General features: G+C 47.2%; 13 protein-coding genes and 4 pseudogenes. 13 read left to right on the forward strand and 4 right to left on the reverse strand.

The window, feature by feature from the left end; all coding sequences use genetic code 11:
- Window positions 1-127 precede the first annotated feature (127 nt).
- The 4 genes and pseudogenes from C2U41_RS27785 to C2U41_RS27800 all read right to left on the reverse strand — a co-directional run.
- Window positions 128-1,021: pseudogene (locus C2U41_RS27785) on the reverse strand (IS3 family transposase); the annotation flags it as partial.
- A 12-nt stretch (window positions 1,022-1,033) separates the two neighbouring features.
- Complete coding sequence (locus C2U41_RS27790) at window positions 1,034-2,185, reverse strand: IS30-like element IS30 family transposase (RefSeq protein ID WP_001254932.1); 1,152 nt, start codon at window positions 2,183-2,185, stop codon at window positions 1,034-1,036.
- 64 nt (window positions 2,186-2,249) lie between these two features.
- Window positions 2,250-2,498, reverse strand: a pseudogene (locus tag C2U41_RS27795) (transposase); the annotation flags it as partial.
- Between the two features lie 468 nt (window positions 2,499-2,966).
- Window positions 2,967-3,473 (reverse strand): hypothetical protein, encoded by a 507-nt coding sequence (locus C2U41_RS27800; protein ID WP_007372203.1) that lies wholly within the window; start codon window positions 3,471-3,473, stop codon window positions 2,967-2,969.
- A gap of 160 nt (window positions 3,474-3,633) precedes the next feature.
- Between C2U41_RS27800 and C2U41_RS27805 the strand changes: the two genes are divergently transcribed.
- The 13 genes and pseudogenes from C2U41_RS27805 (at window position 3,634) to C2U41_RS27865 (ending at window position 15,605) form a co-directional block, all read left to right on the forward strand.
- Window positions 3,634-4,032: a hypothetical protein gene (locus C2U41_RS27805; protein WP_016241897.1), complete on the forward strand. Its 399-nt coding sequence runs from the start codon at window positions 3,634-3,636 to the stop codon at window positions 4,030-4,032.
- Window positions 4,033-4,144: 112 nt separating this feature from the next.
- A complete protein-coding gene (locus tag C2U41_RS27810; RefSeq protein ID WP_009652915.1) occupies window positions 4,145-5,335 on the forward strand; it encodes a hypothetical protein in 1,191 nt (396 codons plus the stop codon).
- A gap of 35 nt (window positions 5,336-5,370) precedes the next feature.
- Entirely contained in the window at window positions 5,371-5,559 is a 189-nt protein-coding gene (locus C2U41_RS27815) for a hypothetical protein (RefSeq protein ID WP_007372207.1), read from the forward strand.
- Window positions 5,560-5,710: 151 nt separating this feature from the next.
- Window positions 5,711-7,168 (forward strand): gamma-mobile-trio recombinase GmtY, encoded by a 1,458-nt coding sequence (gene gmtY / locus C2U41_RS27820; RefSeq protein WP_016807536.1) that lies wholly within the window; start codon window positions 5,711-5,713, stop codon window positions 7,166-7,168.
- Window positions 7,168-9,195: a gamma-mobile-trio integrase GmtZ gene (gmtZ, locus tag C2U41_RS27825; protein ID WP_048242292.1), complete on the forward strand. Its 2,028-nt coding sequence runs from the start codon at window positions 7,168-7,170 to the stop codon at window positions 9,193-9,195. The genes gmtY and gmtZ overlap by 1 nt, the downstream gene beginning before the upstream one ends.
- A 130-nt stretch (window positions 9,196-9,325) precedes the next feature.
- Window positions 9,326-9,658 carry a transposase gene (locus tag C2U41_RS30250; protein ID WP_050586387.1) on the forward strand — a complete coding sequence of 111 codons (333 nt, stop codon included), beginning with the start codon at window positions 9,326-9,328 and terminating at the stop codon, window positions 9,656-9,658.
- Window positions 9,655-10,002 carry an IS66 family insertion sequence element accessory protein TnpB gene (tnpB, locus tag C2U41_RS27835; RefSeq protein ID WP_000609174.1) on the forward strand — a complete coding sequence of 116 codons (348 nt, stop codon included), beginning with the start codon at window positions 9,655-9,657 and terminating at the stop codon, window positions 10,000-10,002. The genes C2U41_RS30250 and tnpB overlap by 4 nt, the downstream gene beginning before the upstream one ends.
- 49 nt (window positions 10,003-10,051) lie before the next feature.
- On the forward strand, window positions 10,052-11,587 hold the full coding sequence (gene tnpC, locus C2U41_RS27840; protein ID WP_001000409.1) for an IS66 family transposase: 1,536 nt from the start codon (window positions 10,052-10,054) through the stop codon (window positions 11,585-11,587).
- Window positions 11,588-11,628: 41 nt separating this feature from the next.
- Window positions 11,629-12,273: pseudogene (locus tag C2U41_RS27845) on the forward strand (gamma-mobile-trio integrase GmtZ); the annotation flags it as partial.
- Window positions 12,273-12,950 carry a gamma-mobile-trio protein GmtX gene (gmtX, locus tag C2U41_RS27850; protein ID WP_016807538.1) on the forward strand — a complete coding sequence of 226 codons (678 nt, stop codon included), beginning with the start codon at window positions 12,273-12,275 and terminating at the stop codon, window positions 12,948-12,950. The pseudogene C2U41_RS27845 and the gene gmtX, both read left to right, overlap by 1 nt.
- On the forward strand, window positions 12,950-13,387 hold the full coding sequence (locus C2U41_RS27855) for a VPA1267 family protein (RefSeq protein ID WP_016807539.1): 438 nt from the start codon (window positions 12,950-12,952) through the stop codon (window positions 13,385-13,387). The genes gmtX and C2U41_RS27855 overlap by 1 nt, the downstream gene beginning before the upstream one ends.
- Window positions 13,384-14,856 (forward strand): annotated as a pseudogene (locus C2U41_RS27860) (AAA family ATPase); the annotation flags it as partial. The gene C2U41_RS27855 and the pseudogene C2U41_RS27860, both read left to right, overlap by 4 nt.
- A 44-nt stretch (window positions 14,857-14,900) precedes the next feature.
- Window positions 14,901-15,605 (forward strand): IS6-like element IS26 family transposase, encoded by a 705-nt coding sequence (locus C2U41_RS27865; protein WP_001067855.1) that lies wholly within the window; start codon window positions 14,901-14,903, stop codon window positions 15,603-15,605.
- The last annotated feature ends 400 nt before the right edge of the window (window positions 15,606-16,005 follow it).

Below are 16,005 nucleotides of genomic sequence, written 5' to 3' on the forward strand. Positions count from 1 at the left end.
AAGTTTTTCTTCACTGACACTCAAAGCAAAGATGTCTTTTTCCAAGCACCAATCTTAGAAAATATTTGCTTTTCTACTGACTCAAGTTGGTTCATTAAAAGATGATAGTTGAATCGCCACGGATAATCTAGACACTTCCGAGCCGTTGATAATACTGGTTTTCATATTCTGTCGGTGAAATCTGATCGCTAGAACCATGCCGACGCTTACTGTTATAAAACATTTCGATGTAATCAAAAATATCGCTGCGGGCTTCTTCCCGCGTTCCGTAGATCTTTTTCTTTATCCGTTCGCGTTTCAACAATTGGAAAAAGCTTTCTGCAACCGCATTATCATGGCAGTTACCGCGACGGCTCATGCTGCCCTCCAGGCCGTGTGATTTCAGGAACGACTGCCACTCATGGCTTGTGTACTGACTGCCCTGATCCGAATGAACCAGCACCTGTTTTTGGGGATTACGCCGCCATACAGCCATCAGCAGTGCGTTCAGGACAATGTCCTTTGCCATCCGGGATTGCATGGACCAGCCGATAATTTTGCGTGAGAACAGATCAACAACCACGGCAAGATACAGCCAGCCTTCGTGGGTTCTGATGTAGGTTATATCCGTTACCCAACGCTCATTCGGAGCATCCGGATTGAACTGTCGCTGGAGCCTGTTGGGCGACACGATACTGGCCTCGCCTTTACGTGCCCGCGGGCTCCGGTATCCGACCTGAGCCTTTATCCCGACACGTTTCATCAGTCGCCAGACTCTGTTCACTCCGCACTGTTGCCCGCTGTCCCGCAGATCCAGATGGATTTTACGATAACCATAGACGCATCCCGATTCCAGCCAGAACTGTTTAATCTGTCCTGTCAGTCTCAGGTCTGCCTGATGGCGTTGTGAATGCGGCTGCTGAAGCCAGGCGTAAAAACCACTGGGATGAACATCCAGCACCCGACAGAGCAGGCGAACAGGCCAGCAACAGGTGTTGTCACGGATAAAGGCGTACCTCAGTCGGACAGCTTTGCGAAGTACGCCGCTGTAGATTCAATCTGTCAATGCAACACCCCTTTCAATTATCTCTTTCGGTGTTTTGAACTTCAGTGTCTTTCTCGGTCTGTTGTTTAGCTGAGCAGCAACCAGATCTAGTTCATGTTGAGTATATTGGGCAAGACATGTCTTTTTAGGAAAGTACTGCCGAATTAGCCCATTTGTGTTCTCATTTGTTCCCCGCTGCCAAGGACTCTGAGGATCGCAGAAGTAAACTTTAACGCCGGTGCTGACAGTAAATTCTAGATGTCTGGCCAGTTCCATTCCTCTGTCCCATGTCAGTGATTTTCTGAGTTCTGACGGTAAACTCAGGAATTTGTCGGTAAGAGCCTGATTTACTGAGACAGAATCTTTGCCCCTGAGTCTAAGGATGATCGTATAACGTGATTTTCGGTCTACAAGTGTGGCTATATGAGAGTTTTTTGTACCTGAGACTAAATCGCCCTCCCAATGCCCCAGAGAGCGTCTGTTATCGATATTTCGGGAACGTTCGTGAATTGGTGTTCCGTTCACTATGTTAATCGTACCTCTTTCGCCTTTGCGGGTATGACGCCTGCCATGGCGAAGGCTATGCGACCGTCGCAGATGCTGTATATTCAGGTGGTGTAGCGCTTCACGGCTACGAAAGTACAGCGTTTTATAAATTGTCTCAGGTGATATTCGCAGCGTTTTTTGACGTGGTTTTGTTCGCCTTAACCATCCTGATATTTGCTCTGGAGACCATTTCATCTCCAGCTTTTCCAGAACAAGCTTTCGCAATGGTAAATTTTGATCCAGTAAGCACGGTTTTGGCCTTTTCGCCATTCTGTTGGCTCGGTTATTAGCATCAACAGCTTTGTAATAGCGTCTGCCCCGATTACGCTGAACTTCACGTGAGATCGTCGAAGGACTGCGATTCAGCGCAGTAGCTATCGCACGAATGCTCATTTTGGCTGACAAACCAGCTCGTATCTCCTCGCGCTCAGACAGTGTCAGGTGAGCTACAGCCCGCTTACGCTCATGGGGTTTTATGCCGCCAGTATCCCTTAACATAGTGAAGATCGTTCCGGGTTTTGAACCCAGGATATTCGCTATTTCACTGAAGCCTGTTCCGTTCTTCCATAGTTCAAAAACAGAGGCTTTTTCCTCTGCTGTAAATGTTCGTCTCATTCAAAAAACCTCCGCAACCCCATGTTTTCACATAACTGTTGCGTTGACCAATTGAATCTACAGCGGCTTTTTTTAATATGTCCCGTTCGTCGGTAACCCGTTTCAGCTCTTTCTGGAGACGGCGGATCTCGGCCTGAACATCTGACTGTTCTTTATTAGTGGAAGAATCCGGACCGTACTTCTTTATCCAGGCGTAAAGGCTGTGGGTGGTGATATCGAGACGTGTTGCAACGCTGGCAACAGAATAACCGCGATCAACAACCTGTTTGACTGCTTCAATTTTAAACTCTTCGGGATAACGCTTACTGCTCATGGGCACCTCTCTTTAAGCCATCTTAAATGACTCTGAGGTGTCTGTTAAACCCGTGGCGATTCAAGTCAGGAGTCTCAGCTCCAATGTTCCCTTCCCACTTTAGAATCAATTCACTTACCTTCCCTTTTAATGTTGCAAGGAGAACAAGCTGTTTCTTCGCGAATACAATCTCTTCCTGATGTATGTTTTTCTTTGCCATTGTAGTGTAGGTTCCATATCCATGTTGATTTATGTTAAGGATTACATTTTATTAACAATATTTTTATTGATTGTAAACACAAATCTCAATGGAATAGCATGAATTAAAGTCATCACGACCATTTTACCTAGTAGTATCAGCATGATAGTAAGTGAAATCAGATTATAAAAAGCAGATAGTCATATCGAACAAAAAGATAATTGAAATAAAACAAAAAACCATCACTGTTAAGTGATGGTTAATGATTTCAATATGGAATTATTTAGTAATCAAACAAAATAACCAGGATTATTAATCAGATCACTTTGTTGAGTACTATGTGCCATTTCAACAAATTCAGACACGCTTGTAATTTCATTGAGTGTGGTGATTGCGAATAATCGAAAAGAAAACTCTTTATTACCTTTTCTTGGGTAGATGTTCAGGAAAAAATTCAACTTTTGACCAACCGGACACATACTTGAAACCGCAGCATAAGATTGTGTCTGTCTGAGGTACTGAGTGAGGAATTGAGCAAGATCAACACCCTCATCAGACGTTAACGACCTGGATGTCTGAACCTTTAATAACCTTACAAGGTTATCTATGGCGGTCTGAATAGGAAGAAGTTCTATCTGAGGAACCTTCAAAAAATCAGCTATGATAATACCAAGTAACTGGCTCTGATCGTTCATGAAATTATGGATATAAAGAAAGTGTGAGTCACCGAATCTTTCAGCAGAATCATACTTAAAATTCCATTCATTCAATACTGCACTGTACTTCATTTTATTCATGGTTAGCTCCTCTTTATATAAAAAAAGATTAACGCAACATTCATCGGTGACGAAATTCTAAGACCCGTTAATTTCGCCCCCTATTGGGGTCATAAAAAATTGTCACGCTACGGCCTGTCTGGCAGAATCCCCTGAAACCGATTTGCGATAAGTAACCCTGATGAAAAACCTCATTAATGATGTTGCGACTGAAGCACGGGCATTACTGAACGGTATCCTCGCTGACTGTGATACCGATGACACAACGGGCACATGCCTATTTGCCAGTCTGCTATTAGCTCGTCTGGCACATAGCAAAGGGTTATCAGCTGTGATTAGAGGTGGCGATGGGAAATCTGACGGCGGGTTATTCACTATGTATGGCGGGTTCGGTCATTACTGGTGTGAGATCTCCAACAACGATGAATTCCATATTGTTGATATATCGGCAGATCAATTTGGCTTCGAAGGAGTTATCGTTAAGAACATCAAAGAGGTAGAAGGCTGGCCACGTTACATCCCTGGAAACCAGGATGTCGTAAATGCTGGAGTTGAGGAGCTCTTCAACCACGGATACTAAATGGTCGAGTCTAAGTGCGATTTATACACCTCAAAACGCCCCCATTCTCGATTCAAGAATTATTGATTTACAAGTAATATCAGAAATATTTAGTTCACTCTAAGGCAAGTGAATGAAGAAGAAATTACCGTCATGGTCACCAGCTGAAGATCTGAAGCTTATAAAAGGGCTTAAGGATGGTTACTCATTTGCAGCGCTTACGTCCATTCTTGGATACAATGAAAGGATAATCCAGTTAAGATGTATCGAGTTGGATTTATACCTTCTCATAAGAGAAAATCTCTCCGAGCCTAACGAAATTACCCTCAAGCCTAACTCTTCAATCAGAGTGCCACCGGCTGAACCAGCTTCAGGTATAACTCTTAAAACCCTGCTAGATAATGGATGGGTAGCACACTGCATAAATGGTGAAAATGTTCTGTACTCTCCAGAATGGTGGCGAACAAGAAACACAAGCCTGTTAGTACCCGAAGATGAGGATACTGATCAGCTACATAAGAAAACATCTTCACACCTCATTACCGGTAAACCGTGGACTCCTGACGATACTCGGGTCTTACTTAAGGCGATACAACATGGTATCAGTAAAACGGCACTTGCCGAGCTTACCTTAAGAAGCCATCAATCCACTCTTCAGCAACTTATAGAGCTTGGAATGATTACCGTGGGCGCTGAAGACGATTCATCTAGTACGGTTATATGGTTAAATAAAAAAATAAGTTCTGCGAAATTATCAAAAAAACGTTTTCTTGATGTCCTGCCACTAATCGAATTCGGCTGGCACATTGATGGATTCGACCTTACCGCCCCAGATTGGTGGAGCAAGCATATAGTGCTTAATGAAATTATCTATGAAACCGTACCAGATAAAACCATTTCAAATTACCCGGCCAGAACTGACATTGATTGTGATAGTGAAAAACCACAACAAATTAAGGAAAGATCAGTGCCTGAACGGAACCAAAGAGAACCACAAAAACCAGCCAAATGGGTATGTGGAAACTATAAGTTTTTAATTACACTTCTATCTGAGCATCGTTCAATAGAAGTGATTGCCAAGAAAATGAATAGGACAGATGGCGCGATTAGGTCACGTCTACAGCATATCGGTATAACGCGTTACGAGAAACCAACAAAACCTGGTGAAAAAGGAAGTGTCATTAAAGCTACATCAATTTCTACAGATATCTTCAGAAACCAGCCATTTTTTGTGAAGAGATTACTCATAGATGCCGGATGGTCTGAAAAAAACAATGAATTGCATTGCCCGGTCTGGTGGAGCAATTATCCACACAACGTTTAACGGGCTTAGTCACGAACTCTACCCTGGAGAACTATATGTTTGATTATTTTAACAGACCATTTGACACTTTCGACTGGGCGCTGATTATAGGATGCGGAATCCTTTTTGTCGGGCACTTTATCTGGAAAATCTTCTTCAGCGATGAAGGCCGTAGGAAAATTGATAATGAAGCGCCGCCTCCAATCATGACTCAGAAAGTAGATGATGAAACGGATGGTAAATAAGCACACAAAAATAAAACGCCCTTAAGTTATATATAGTACCTTGAACTATGTATATTGTGTATTAAGGCAGAGAAATCTGCCTTTTTATTTGACAATAAACTCTTTAGAATTATAGTGTATTGTATGTTTAACGTGTATAAAGGAATGAACCTTGTCATCGGTTAAAGTCAAAGCAACTATCGTAGAAGATAATACTGGCATTAAAAGTCAGCTCCCCATCTTGATCACCGAACAAGGTGAAGTTGGTTCAGTTACCGATTACTTGCTAAAGATGGAAGCTGATGGTGCTAGTAATGCTTTAATGAATGGTTTTATACAAGCCACTTCTTTGCTCTTGGATTACATGGAAGCCAACAAAGGATTATTTGAAGATCCTAAAATGCTATTCCAAACCTTTGCTAAGCGTCTTTACACAGGCACCATCGGTGAAGATGGTTTAGATCCCTCTGGCTTGTACTGGGTGCCAAGCTCAACTGATAACGTCAATAAACATATTCATCGATTAACGGCATTTACTGATTGGCTGGCTAACAAGCATGGCGCAGAGCCAATGAACCCTTTGCGAGATGCCACACCTCATGAGCAACGCCTTAATTACGCTGCTTGGTATCGAAAAAACCAAAATGACTTCCTTGGACATATTGAAGATAAAACCGTTAACAAAACCATCCGTAAAGCTCGCACAATGAAAGGACGTACTCCATTGACGAAAGCCGAAGACGATGCTTTAGCATTCCCAGATAAGCATTGGGAATCATTCTATAAAGATGGTATTGGCGGAGCAAAAGATCCACGAGTTGCGTTGAGAGATAAGCTTATGCTGCTCTTGATGCACGGTGGCGGTTTGCGTGAAAGCGAAGCTATTATGCTGTGGGTGACTGATGTACTTGAAGATCCGTATGACCCTGAAAAAGCGATAGTTCGAATTTACAACGAAGTCGATGGTAAAGCACCCGAAGGTTGGCGTAGTCGCTCAGGGACAAAAACCAGAGAAGCCTATTTACAAGAAAAATACGCTCGTATACCACGCAAACGAATGAAAGGCACGGCATACGTTGGCTGGAAAACAAGAGTTGTAGACCATCGAGATAACTACATACAAGTTCAGTGGTTTCCAACGGATTATGGCAAGGTTTTTATGTCACTGTGGAAGAGATACCAAAAATATCGAGCCAGTATTGACTGCCATCACACCTATGCGTTCATTTCATTCCATCACAGCGCCCTTGGAAACCCATACACTTTGAATGCGTTTCACCAAAGCTATGCGGCGGGATTAAGGCGCATTGGCTTAGAGCCAAACAAATCGGAAGGGTTCGACCCGCACGGTCATCGTCATAGTTATGGCAGACGCTTAGAGCGTTCAGGACTTAACCCGTTGGTGATACGACGATGTATGCACCATAAATCACTGGAGTCTCAAGTTCCCTACACAGGTAAAGGGCAGCAGGAAATTTCCGATGAACTCAACAAGGCCACGCTACAACTGGCAAATCCTGAGTCCAAAGTAAAATCGCTAGATTGGAAAGAGTTGGTCGAGCACGGTTTTGACGATATTGACCCGCAAGGCTATTTCACAGGCAAGCATCCGAAATTACGAGGTAAATAATGGCAAAAAAAGTCAAGAAACATGACGGGCGTACATCGGACTTAACGTTTAAATGGATGCTCACCACCCTTGGCCCTGAGTGGGAGCAATGGCAGGAATTAGCCGCTGAGTGGATGGCGACACAGCATGTGGGGGTTGACCACAAGCTTTCCGCGTTGAGCCGTTTTTTTGAGTCCTACCTGTTGGAGTGCGCTCCCTATGCAACTGATATTGGTCTGTTTTTCAAGGGCTACAATGGCCATATCTGCTCCACTGAAGAGCTAGAAGCTACTGTGAGAAAAACTATTAACGACCCCGTCAAAGTATCAAAATCTATCAACCACCTCGGTGACTTCATTAATTACGTCATTGAGCATCATCTATCTGAAGAAGATGATAGCGGCAACTTAATGCCACTGGTTCGCAATCCGCTGAGCAAAATTAAGAGGCAACAATCACACACTGAAACCGTGCGTAACCCACTTCCGTATCGTTACATCCAAGACCTGCGCCAAATTCTGTGTCCATTGCCAGATAAAGCGGAACTGACGGTGATTGAGCAAAACCTACCACAAGGCGAGTCGTTACTGCCTAGCTATCACTACCGACATTTCAAGCATTGGACATGGGCACAAGAGCAGGCAGGGCAAAGGAAATCAGGTGGCGATTGGTTTGAAGTTGAGCCTGACTTGATTGACAAATCTGACCCCGATTGTGTGTGGCGTACCAAAGAGGTGACTAGAGATAATAAAAGAATCACCCTCCACCAAATCTGGTCACCTGTCAAAGCGATGGTTATATTTATGAAGCTGCATCTGCCACTGCGCACCTATCAAGTGCGTATGTTAGACAGTGGTGAAGCGGATACGTGGCGTTATGAAAGCGGTCGTTGGAAGCTCAATGACAAGCATGACTTTGCGCTCGGTAGCGAAAAACGCCCTTTTGGTAAAGGCATCATTCGCCGTATCCATGACACCATGACAGGCCAGTATTCCACAGGTTTATATATCAACACCAACAAAACCGCTGACCAAAATAAAGACGAACTTGAGCGGGGCTACATCATCCCTTGGCAGAATGAGGAAGTATTATATTGGCTGGAAAAACTGCGTAACTGGCAGGAAAAATACAACCCTATAGTGAAACCGACAGACTGCACCACGCTGTTAACTAAACATATTGGCAAACATAAGTCACAAACCCAGTTAGAAAGCATGGGTGAAATCGCCTTTCTGTTTCGGGATGCGTCAGCGAAAGGAGAAGATAAATACAAACCAATTTGTGGGGCTGCGAATATAGCACCTTTCTGGTATCAATTGTTACTGGAATTGGAAAACCAGCTCGCTGAGCAAGGTAATACGCTTGATAATGGAGAGCGACTTAAACTGGTTGTGGATTACCCAGAAGACACTCCAGAAAACGCTAAGGTTGCCACAAATTTCCCCCTGCACAGCTTGCGTGTATCGCTGATAACTGCCTACACGATGGATACCCAATTGCCACTACCGGTCATATCCAAACTACTGGCAGGGCACTCACGTATCCTAATGACCATCTACTACAACAAAATTACCCCGTCCGTGATGGCGGAAAAAATGAGTGAAGCCGAGGGGGAGCTTGAGGGTAAAGCCAAGCAATCAGTGCGCAACTTCCTCAAAGATGCCTCACTAGCGCAAATTCAATGCAAAATGGTCTATCACAAAGAAGATAGCATTCAGGCGGCATTAGTTAACCGTAATCCCATCGGCTGGGAGGAGCGTTCAGCTGGCTTATGTTTGGTCGGAGGCAACACCGTAAAATCCGATGAAGTCAGTACGCTGGGCGGGTGCTGGAACGGTGGTGAGTTGATTAGAGATGCAAGTGCTGCCGTTAATCGCATCTATGGCAGCGTACCGCATGGCCCTGAAAACTGCATTCGTTGCCGTTGGTTTATTACTGAGGCGCGATACCTGCCAGCGCTTAACGCTCAGTTTAATCAACTTAGTTACAAGGCGCACCAAGCGGCTAACCTATCGGTTGAAATCGAGGGTGAGCTAGAAGCACTGTAAGCGTCGTCTGAGTACCGTCTGGTCCCGAATCCAGGATCCTGTAACTTAAGCACCCACTTATTTTGCAGGTGGACACCTCATGCGCGCTAAAGAAAGACTTCCCCGGAAACACTATTCCCCTGAATTCAAAATGGAACTGGTCAGGCTGGCTCTTGAAGAAGAAGGCAGTATTGCCGCACTGGCCCGGAAACATGACGTCAATGATAACCTGCTCTTTAAATGGATAAGGCTCTGGCAGCGTGAAGGGCGGGTCTGTCGGCCCCGAAAAAACTCATCGTCGCTTCCTGCCCTGATACCCGTGCAGCTTCAGGCGGGCTCTTCTCTCCCAACCTTCGAACTACCATCCTGCTCTCCTCCCGCTACCTGCCACATAAAATGTCGGGGAGGAGAAATAACACTGACTCATCCCTCTGCTGAACTCATGAGCACTGTCCTGCGCGAACTGATGCGGGGGCCGGTATGATAAATCTTCCCGCAGGCACAAAAATCTGGCTGGTTGCCGGTATCACCGATATGCGCAACGGCTTCAATGGCCTCGCCGCAAAGGTGCAGACCGCGCTGAAAGATGACCCGATGTCCGGCCACGTCTTCATCTTCCGGGGACGCAGCGGCAGTCAGGTAAAACTGCTCTGGTCCACCGGCGATGGTCTGTGCCTGCTGACAAAGCGACTGGAACGTGGTCGCTTCGCCTGGCCCTCAGCCCGCGATGGCAAAGTGTTCCTGACGCCGGCGCAACTGGCGATGCTGATGGAAGGTATCGACTGGCGACAGCCAAAGCGGTTACTGACATCCCTGACCATGTTGTAGCGCTCTTTATCCTGGTTGTCGCAGAATAAGCCTGGTAAAATACAGGCTTATGAACGATACCTCTTCTGACGACATCCTTCTGCTGAAACAGCGCCTGGCCGAACAGGAAGCGTTGATCCACGCCCTGCAGGAAAAGCTGAGCAACCGGGAACGCGAAATAGACCATCTGCAGGCGCAACTGGATAAGCTGCGCCGGATGAACTTCGGCAGTCGTTCCGAAAAGGTATCCCGCCGTATCGCGCAAATGGAAGCTGACCTGAACCTGCTGCAGCAGGAAAGCGATACGCTGACCGGCCGGGTGGATGACCCGGCAGTGCAGCGCCCGCTGCGTCAGACCCGCACCCGCAAACCGTTCCCTGAGTCACTCCCACGGGATGAGAAGCGGCTGCTGCCGACTGAGCCGTGTTGCCCGGAGTGCGGTGGTTCGCTGAGTTACCTGGGTGAGGATGCCGCCGAACAGCTGGAGCTGATGCGCAGCGCCTTCCGGGTTATCCGGACAGTCCGTGAAAAGCATGCCTGCCGTCGGTGCGATCGCATCGTTCAGGCCCCGGCTCCTTCGCGCCCCATCGAACGGGGGATCGCCGGACCGGGGCTGCTGGCCCGAGTGCTGACCTCAAAGTATGCAGAGCACACACCGCTGTATCGCCAGTCGGAGATCTATGCCCGCCAGGGTGTAGTGTTGAGTCGTTCTGTACTGTCGGGCTGGGTGGATGCGTGTTGTCGTCTGCTGGCACCGCTGGATGAAGCCCTTCAGCACTATGTCCTGACCGACGGCAAACTCCATGCTGACGATACGCCTGTCCCGGTGCTGTTGCCGGGCAATAAGAAGACGAAGACCGGGCGCTTATGGACGTACGTTCGAGACGACCGCAACGCCGGATCAGCGCTGGCCCCCGCAGTGTGGTTCGCTTACAGCCCGGACAGAAAAGGTATCCACCCTCAGACCCATCTTGCAGGCTTCAGTGGCGTACTGCAGGCTGATGCCTACGCCGGGTTCAACGAGCTCTACCGCGACGGCCATATAAAGGAAGCCGCGTGCTGGGCCCATGCCCGCCGAAAAATCCACGATGTTCACGTCCGTACCCCGTCAGTCCTGACGGAGGAGGCGCTGAAACGGATCGGCGAGCTGTATGCCATCGAGTCGGAGATCAGAGGTAAAAGAGCAGAGGAACGGCAGGCAGTCCGGCACCAAAAAGTGCTGCCGCTGCTGGCGTCACTGGAGGGGTGGCTGCGGGAGAAACAGAAAACCCTCTCAAGGCACTCAGAACTGGCGAAGGCGTTCGGGTATGCGCTGAACCAGTGGCCGGCGCTGATCCGCTATGCAGAAGATGGCTGGGTGGAGGTGGATAATAACATTGCCGAAAACGCCCTACGACGGGTCAGTCTGGGGAGAAAAAACTGGCTGTTCTTCGGCTCGGATCATGGTGGTGAGCGCGGTGCGTCACTGTACAGTCTTATCGGGACGTGCAAATTAAACGGCGTGGATCCGGAACGCTATCTGCATTATGTACTTGATGTCATCGCCGACTGGCCTGTGAACCGGGTGGGTGCTCTGCTCCCGTGGCGGGTTACTCTGCCTGCCTGACCAGCTTCACTTCGTCAATACGGTTCTCACTGCACGCTTACGAAGCACTCAAAGACGAGCAGTTCTTCTGTGAAGAGCAAGGTGCGCCTTTTACCAAACATAATGACATGCAGGTTCTACAGCGCCGCTATGAAAAGCAACAAGTAGAAGCCGATGAATACACCAAAGACTGGATAGCGTGCTTCGAGCTAATCAGCAAAATCATTCACGTCGAGGAAGCCCGAAACGATGACGACACCAAAGATAAATTGATTGCAGTAGGGAATGAACAAGATATTAGCCATGCCTTGAAATTCGTTGAAACAGAGTCTGAGTTACTGCACTTATCCCTTCTATGTGACGATGCCGAATTCTTCCCTGACTTGCAGGATGAATTGCGTAAGACGCCTGCTATTGAAAAGCGCTCCCGCCAACTTAGTCGTGCTCTGATGAAGAAAGGCTTTGAGCCTATCTTTATGGAAATGGATGAAAAACAGCAGCTAATCGCTGGTAATGCCATGCTACGCCAAATGGCAAAGATAGCCGACCCTGACGATAAAATGGAAGGCTACCGTAAAGTGGCTAATTACATCGAAGCGGGTGAATACCTGTCTAATCACAAGCTATTTAACGCTGGCATGAATGCACTGTCGGATAAAGCCTTACGCTTAGAAAATCTCACCCAACCTGCGCTATTGGAGGGTTAATGGACATTAATATTGATATCATCTTGGCTGACTTAAAAGACGACAAAGTGCCAAGAACCCAAAAAAACCTAGATAAGCTTAACGACATCCTGAAAGCCTATGCAGGATCGGGGCAGCGTGATTTCTCCATTGCACAAATGGGGCGAGTATCAGCAGCAGAGGGTGGCCCAGGTTACGAAGCGTTACGAGCAACCAAAAACAAGCACTACCGCACCTTGATTGAAGCATGGGCAGCAAAGTGCAAAACAACCACCAAAAAGCCGTTATCGCCAACCTCACGCTCTAAGTCTGTTCCACAGGATAACAAGCTACTTGAGCGTATTCCAGACCCTGCGGTACGGGCTTTGTTTGGTCAGATTATTGCCGAGCGCAACCGTTATCGCAAAGAGGTTAATCTGCTAAAACAGCACGCGAATATTACCATTGATAAGCGTCCTGTACGTCAGTTTGATGCAAGCGCAGAGCCGAGTGTTGAAGTCTTGCCTTCACTATCTGGCATCTTGACCGAATCTGAGAAGAACGCCTTAGCCTACGCTATCTCTGACGAATGTATGGAAAAACATAACTGGCAAACCACACAAGCAGGCCAAGTAAAAGACATGGAATACAACACAGAAATATTCCCTAGAGGCTTTGCGACAGGTCTACGCAAGTTGTTAGGTGAGGTAGATGATTAATGGCGAACGGTCAGCAAAGAGCGCAGCAAAACCTCGAAGCATTTGAAGTATGGCAAGCCACTCAAACTGATGATGACTTTAAGCAAATCGCCTTTAAAGGCAAGCTCAACCGCATCGAAGTAGCAAAAGGGGTTGGTTGCGGTAAGTCTGCCCTTAACCAAAATCCTACGCTTAGAAAAGCGCTCAAGGCATTAGAAGACAAACTGCGTGATAAAGGTATACTCCCGCCACTGACCGAATCTGCAAGGAACAATACCGACAAACCAAAGCAATACGACAACACGGCTAATCGCAAGCTGCTCGACTCAAAACGAGTATCGACCTTAGAAGCTGAAAACATTGAGCTAAAAGCCAAAGTTAAAGAGCTGGAAGGTAAACTGGAGCGGTTTGGCGAACTGAATGAAACCTTGTCAGAAATGGGGTTTATGCCACGATGAAATTTACACTCCATCAAGACCAAATGCGTGTCACGAGCATTCCGTACAGCTCTACCAAAATGGTGATATTCAGTGGCGTGCCACTGAAAAAAAACTCACACAAAACCAATAGCGGCAAGTATTACGTCACCATCAAAGCTGATCCAGATGCCATCCCCGTTCAACCAGCCCTCGGCCAGCACTGGTCAGTGAAGGGAACTCGTTTGGTAGAGGAAGTAGAAACAGGTGATTTCGTGATGCAGCAGCATACCTATGAATCACCAGAGCACATCGAATGCAGCCTGCCAGAAACGGGTGAACAGCTTATTCGCTTTATTGCCAGAGAAAGTGATTTCAAAGGTATCGGTGAAAGTAAAGCTAGAGCACTTTGGGAACTGTTAGGAAAGGATTTTCACCCAACGGTTAGAAAAGACACTCATGAATCAAGAGAGCGCCTTAGAAGTGTCCTGAGTGAAGATTCTATCAATGCGTTATTTGAGGGTTACGCCAAATATAAGAATCTGGCCTACTGCAACTGGATGACCGAACACAAGATACCAGCAAGTATTCAGCAGCGCTTATTGAAGCATCATGGAGAAGAGTCCATTGAGGCTATTAAACAAAATCCGTATGTCCTTATTGGGTTTGGAATGTCGTTTACGGATGTCGATAAACTGGTTAATTTTGACCAGTTTAAGATCACAGTTTGTGATCACCGCAGACTAAGTGCCGCACTTGAAACCGCGATTCGAAAAGAGATTGAGAAAGGCCACACCTATACAACTCAAGCGTGTTTACGCCCATACCTAACCAAATTGCTCAAAGATAAGGAACTGGTGACGGAAGCGTTTAAAGCAGGTCACAACAAAGCGCAATACATCCTAAACCCTGACACTGGCTCTTATCATCCAACCGCCCAGTTGTTGATGGAAAATGTCGTTGCCAAACGACTTAAAGCACTAGCTAATCAAAACAACCTTTATGACGAAGTTGCAAATTCTGCATATTGCTCTTCGGTTGATGAATTACCATACGAGCTAACCAAGAAACAGATTGAAGCAGTGACAACGTGTTTGGATAACGCCGTGAGCTGTATTACGGGCGGAGCTGGCACAGGTAAAACCACAGTCCTTAGAACCGCACTTCGAGCCTACCATCAAATGGGATTTGAAATACATGCAGTAGCACTGAGTGGCCGAGCTGCTATGCGCTTGCATGAGTCAATTGGCTTTATCACCTCAACTATCGCTAAGTTATTACGTAGAGAACCTATTGAGCCAAGTTCAGACCAGCCAAAGCATTTACTGGTAATAGATGAAGCCAGTATGATTGACTTGCCAACCATGTATCGCCTGGTCAACCATATTCACCCATCGGTTCGTATTATCTTTACTGGCGACCCTGACCAGTTACCACCTATAGGGTGCGGCAAGGTTTTGGCTGATATCGTTCTATCAAAAGCCATTGCTAAGGCACTGTTGCAAATAGTCGGTGGTGATAAACTTATCATCCCCTTTTGCTGATGGAGCTGCACATGAACCCATTCAAAGGCCGGCATTTTCAGCGTGACATCATTCTGTGGGCCGTACGCTGGTACTGCAAATACGGCATCAGTTACCGTGAGCTGCAGGAGATGCTGGCTGAACGCGGAGTGAATGTCGATCACTCCACGATTTACCGCTGGGTTCAGCGTTATGCGCCTGAAATGGAAAAACGGCTGCGCTGGTACTGGCGTAACCCTTCCGATCTTTGCCCGTGGCACATGGATGAAACCTACGTGAAGGTCAATGGCCGCTGGGCGTATCTGTACCGGGCCGTCGACAGCCGGGGCCGCACTGTCGATTTTTATCTCTCCTCCCGTCGTAACAGCAAAGCTGCATACCGGTTTCTGGGTAAAATCCTCAACAACGTGAAGAAGTGGCAGATCCCGCGATTCATCAACACGGATAAAGCGCCCGCCTATGGTCGCGCGCTTGCTCTGCTCAAACGCGAAGGCCGGTGCCCGTCTGACGTTGAACACCGACAGATTAAGTACCGGAACAACGTGATTGAATGCGATCATGGCAAACTGAAACGGATAATCGGCGCCACGCTGGGATTTAAATCCATGAAGACGGCTTACGCCACCATCAAAGGTATTGAGGTGATGCGTGCACTACGCAAAGGCCAGGCCTCAGCATTTTATTATGGTGATCCCCTGGGCGAAATGCGCCTGGTAAGCAGAGTTTTTGAAATGTAAGGCCTTTGAATAAGACAAAAGGCTGCCTCATCGCTAACTTTGCAACAGTGCCTCCCCCGCCGCTGGCCGCACATTTGATGGCGAGAGTATACCTGCTCTGTCGGCAGCGCGTCTTTTCTTGTCTTCATATATGCAAAATTAGTCCAACATACAAATGCGATCAGGGTCAACACCCCCGCGTCCACCCTGCAAAGCGCCCTTGACCTTTATACCCACTGAAACCCTCGCGCCCCCGGCCCCTCTTTTTTTTCTCTTTTTTTCTCTCTTTTTCTCATATTTTCTCGCATGGCTCATCCAGCGACCGGAGTCCCTATGTGGGGTTTGCAGGAACCGGACGGAAAGACCGGCACGGCCCGGTTGCCGCAGGCGGGGGAAATGGCCAGACCGGGCACGGCGGTTT

Source organism: Citrobacter freundii complex sp. CFNIH4, from assembly GCF_002934505.1.
Taxonomy (GTDB): Bacteria; Pseudomonadota; Gammaproteobacteria; order Enterobacterales; family Enterobacteriaceae; genus Citrobacter; species Citrobacter freundii.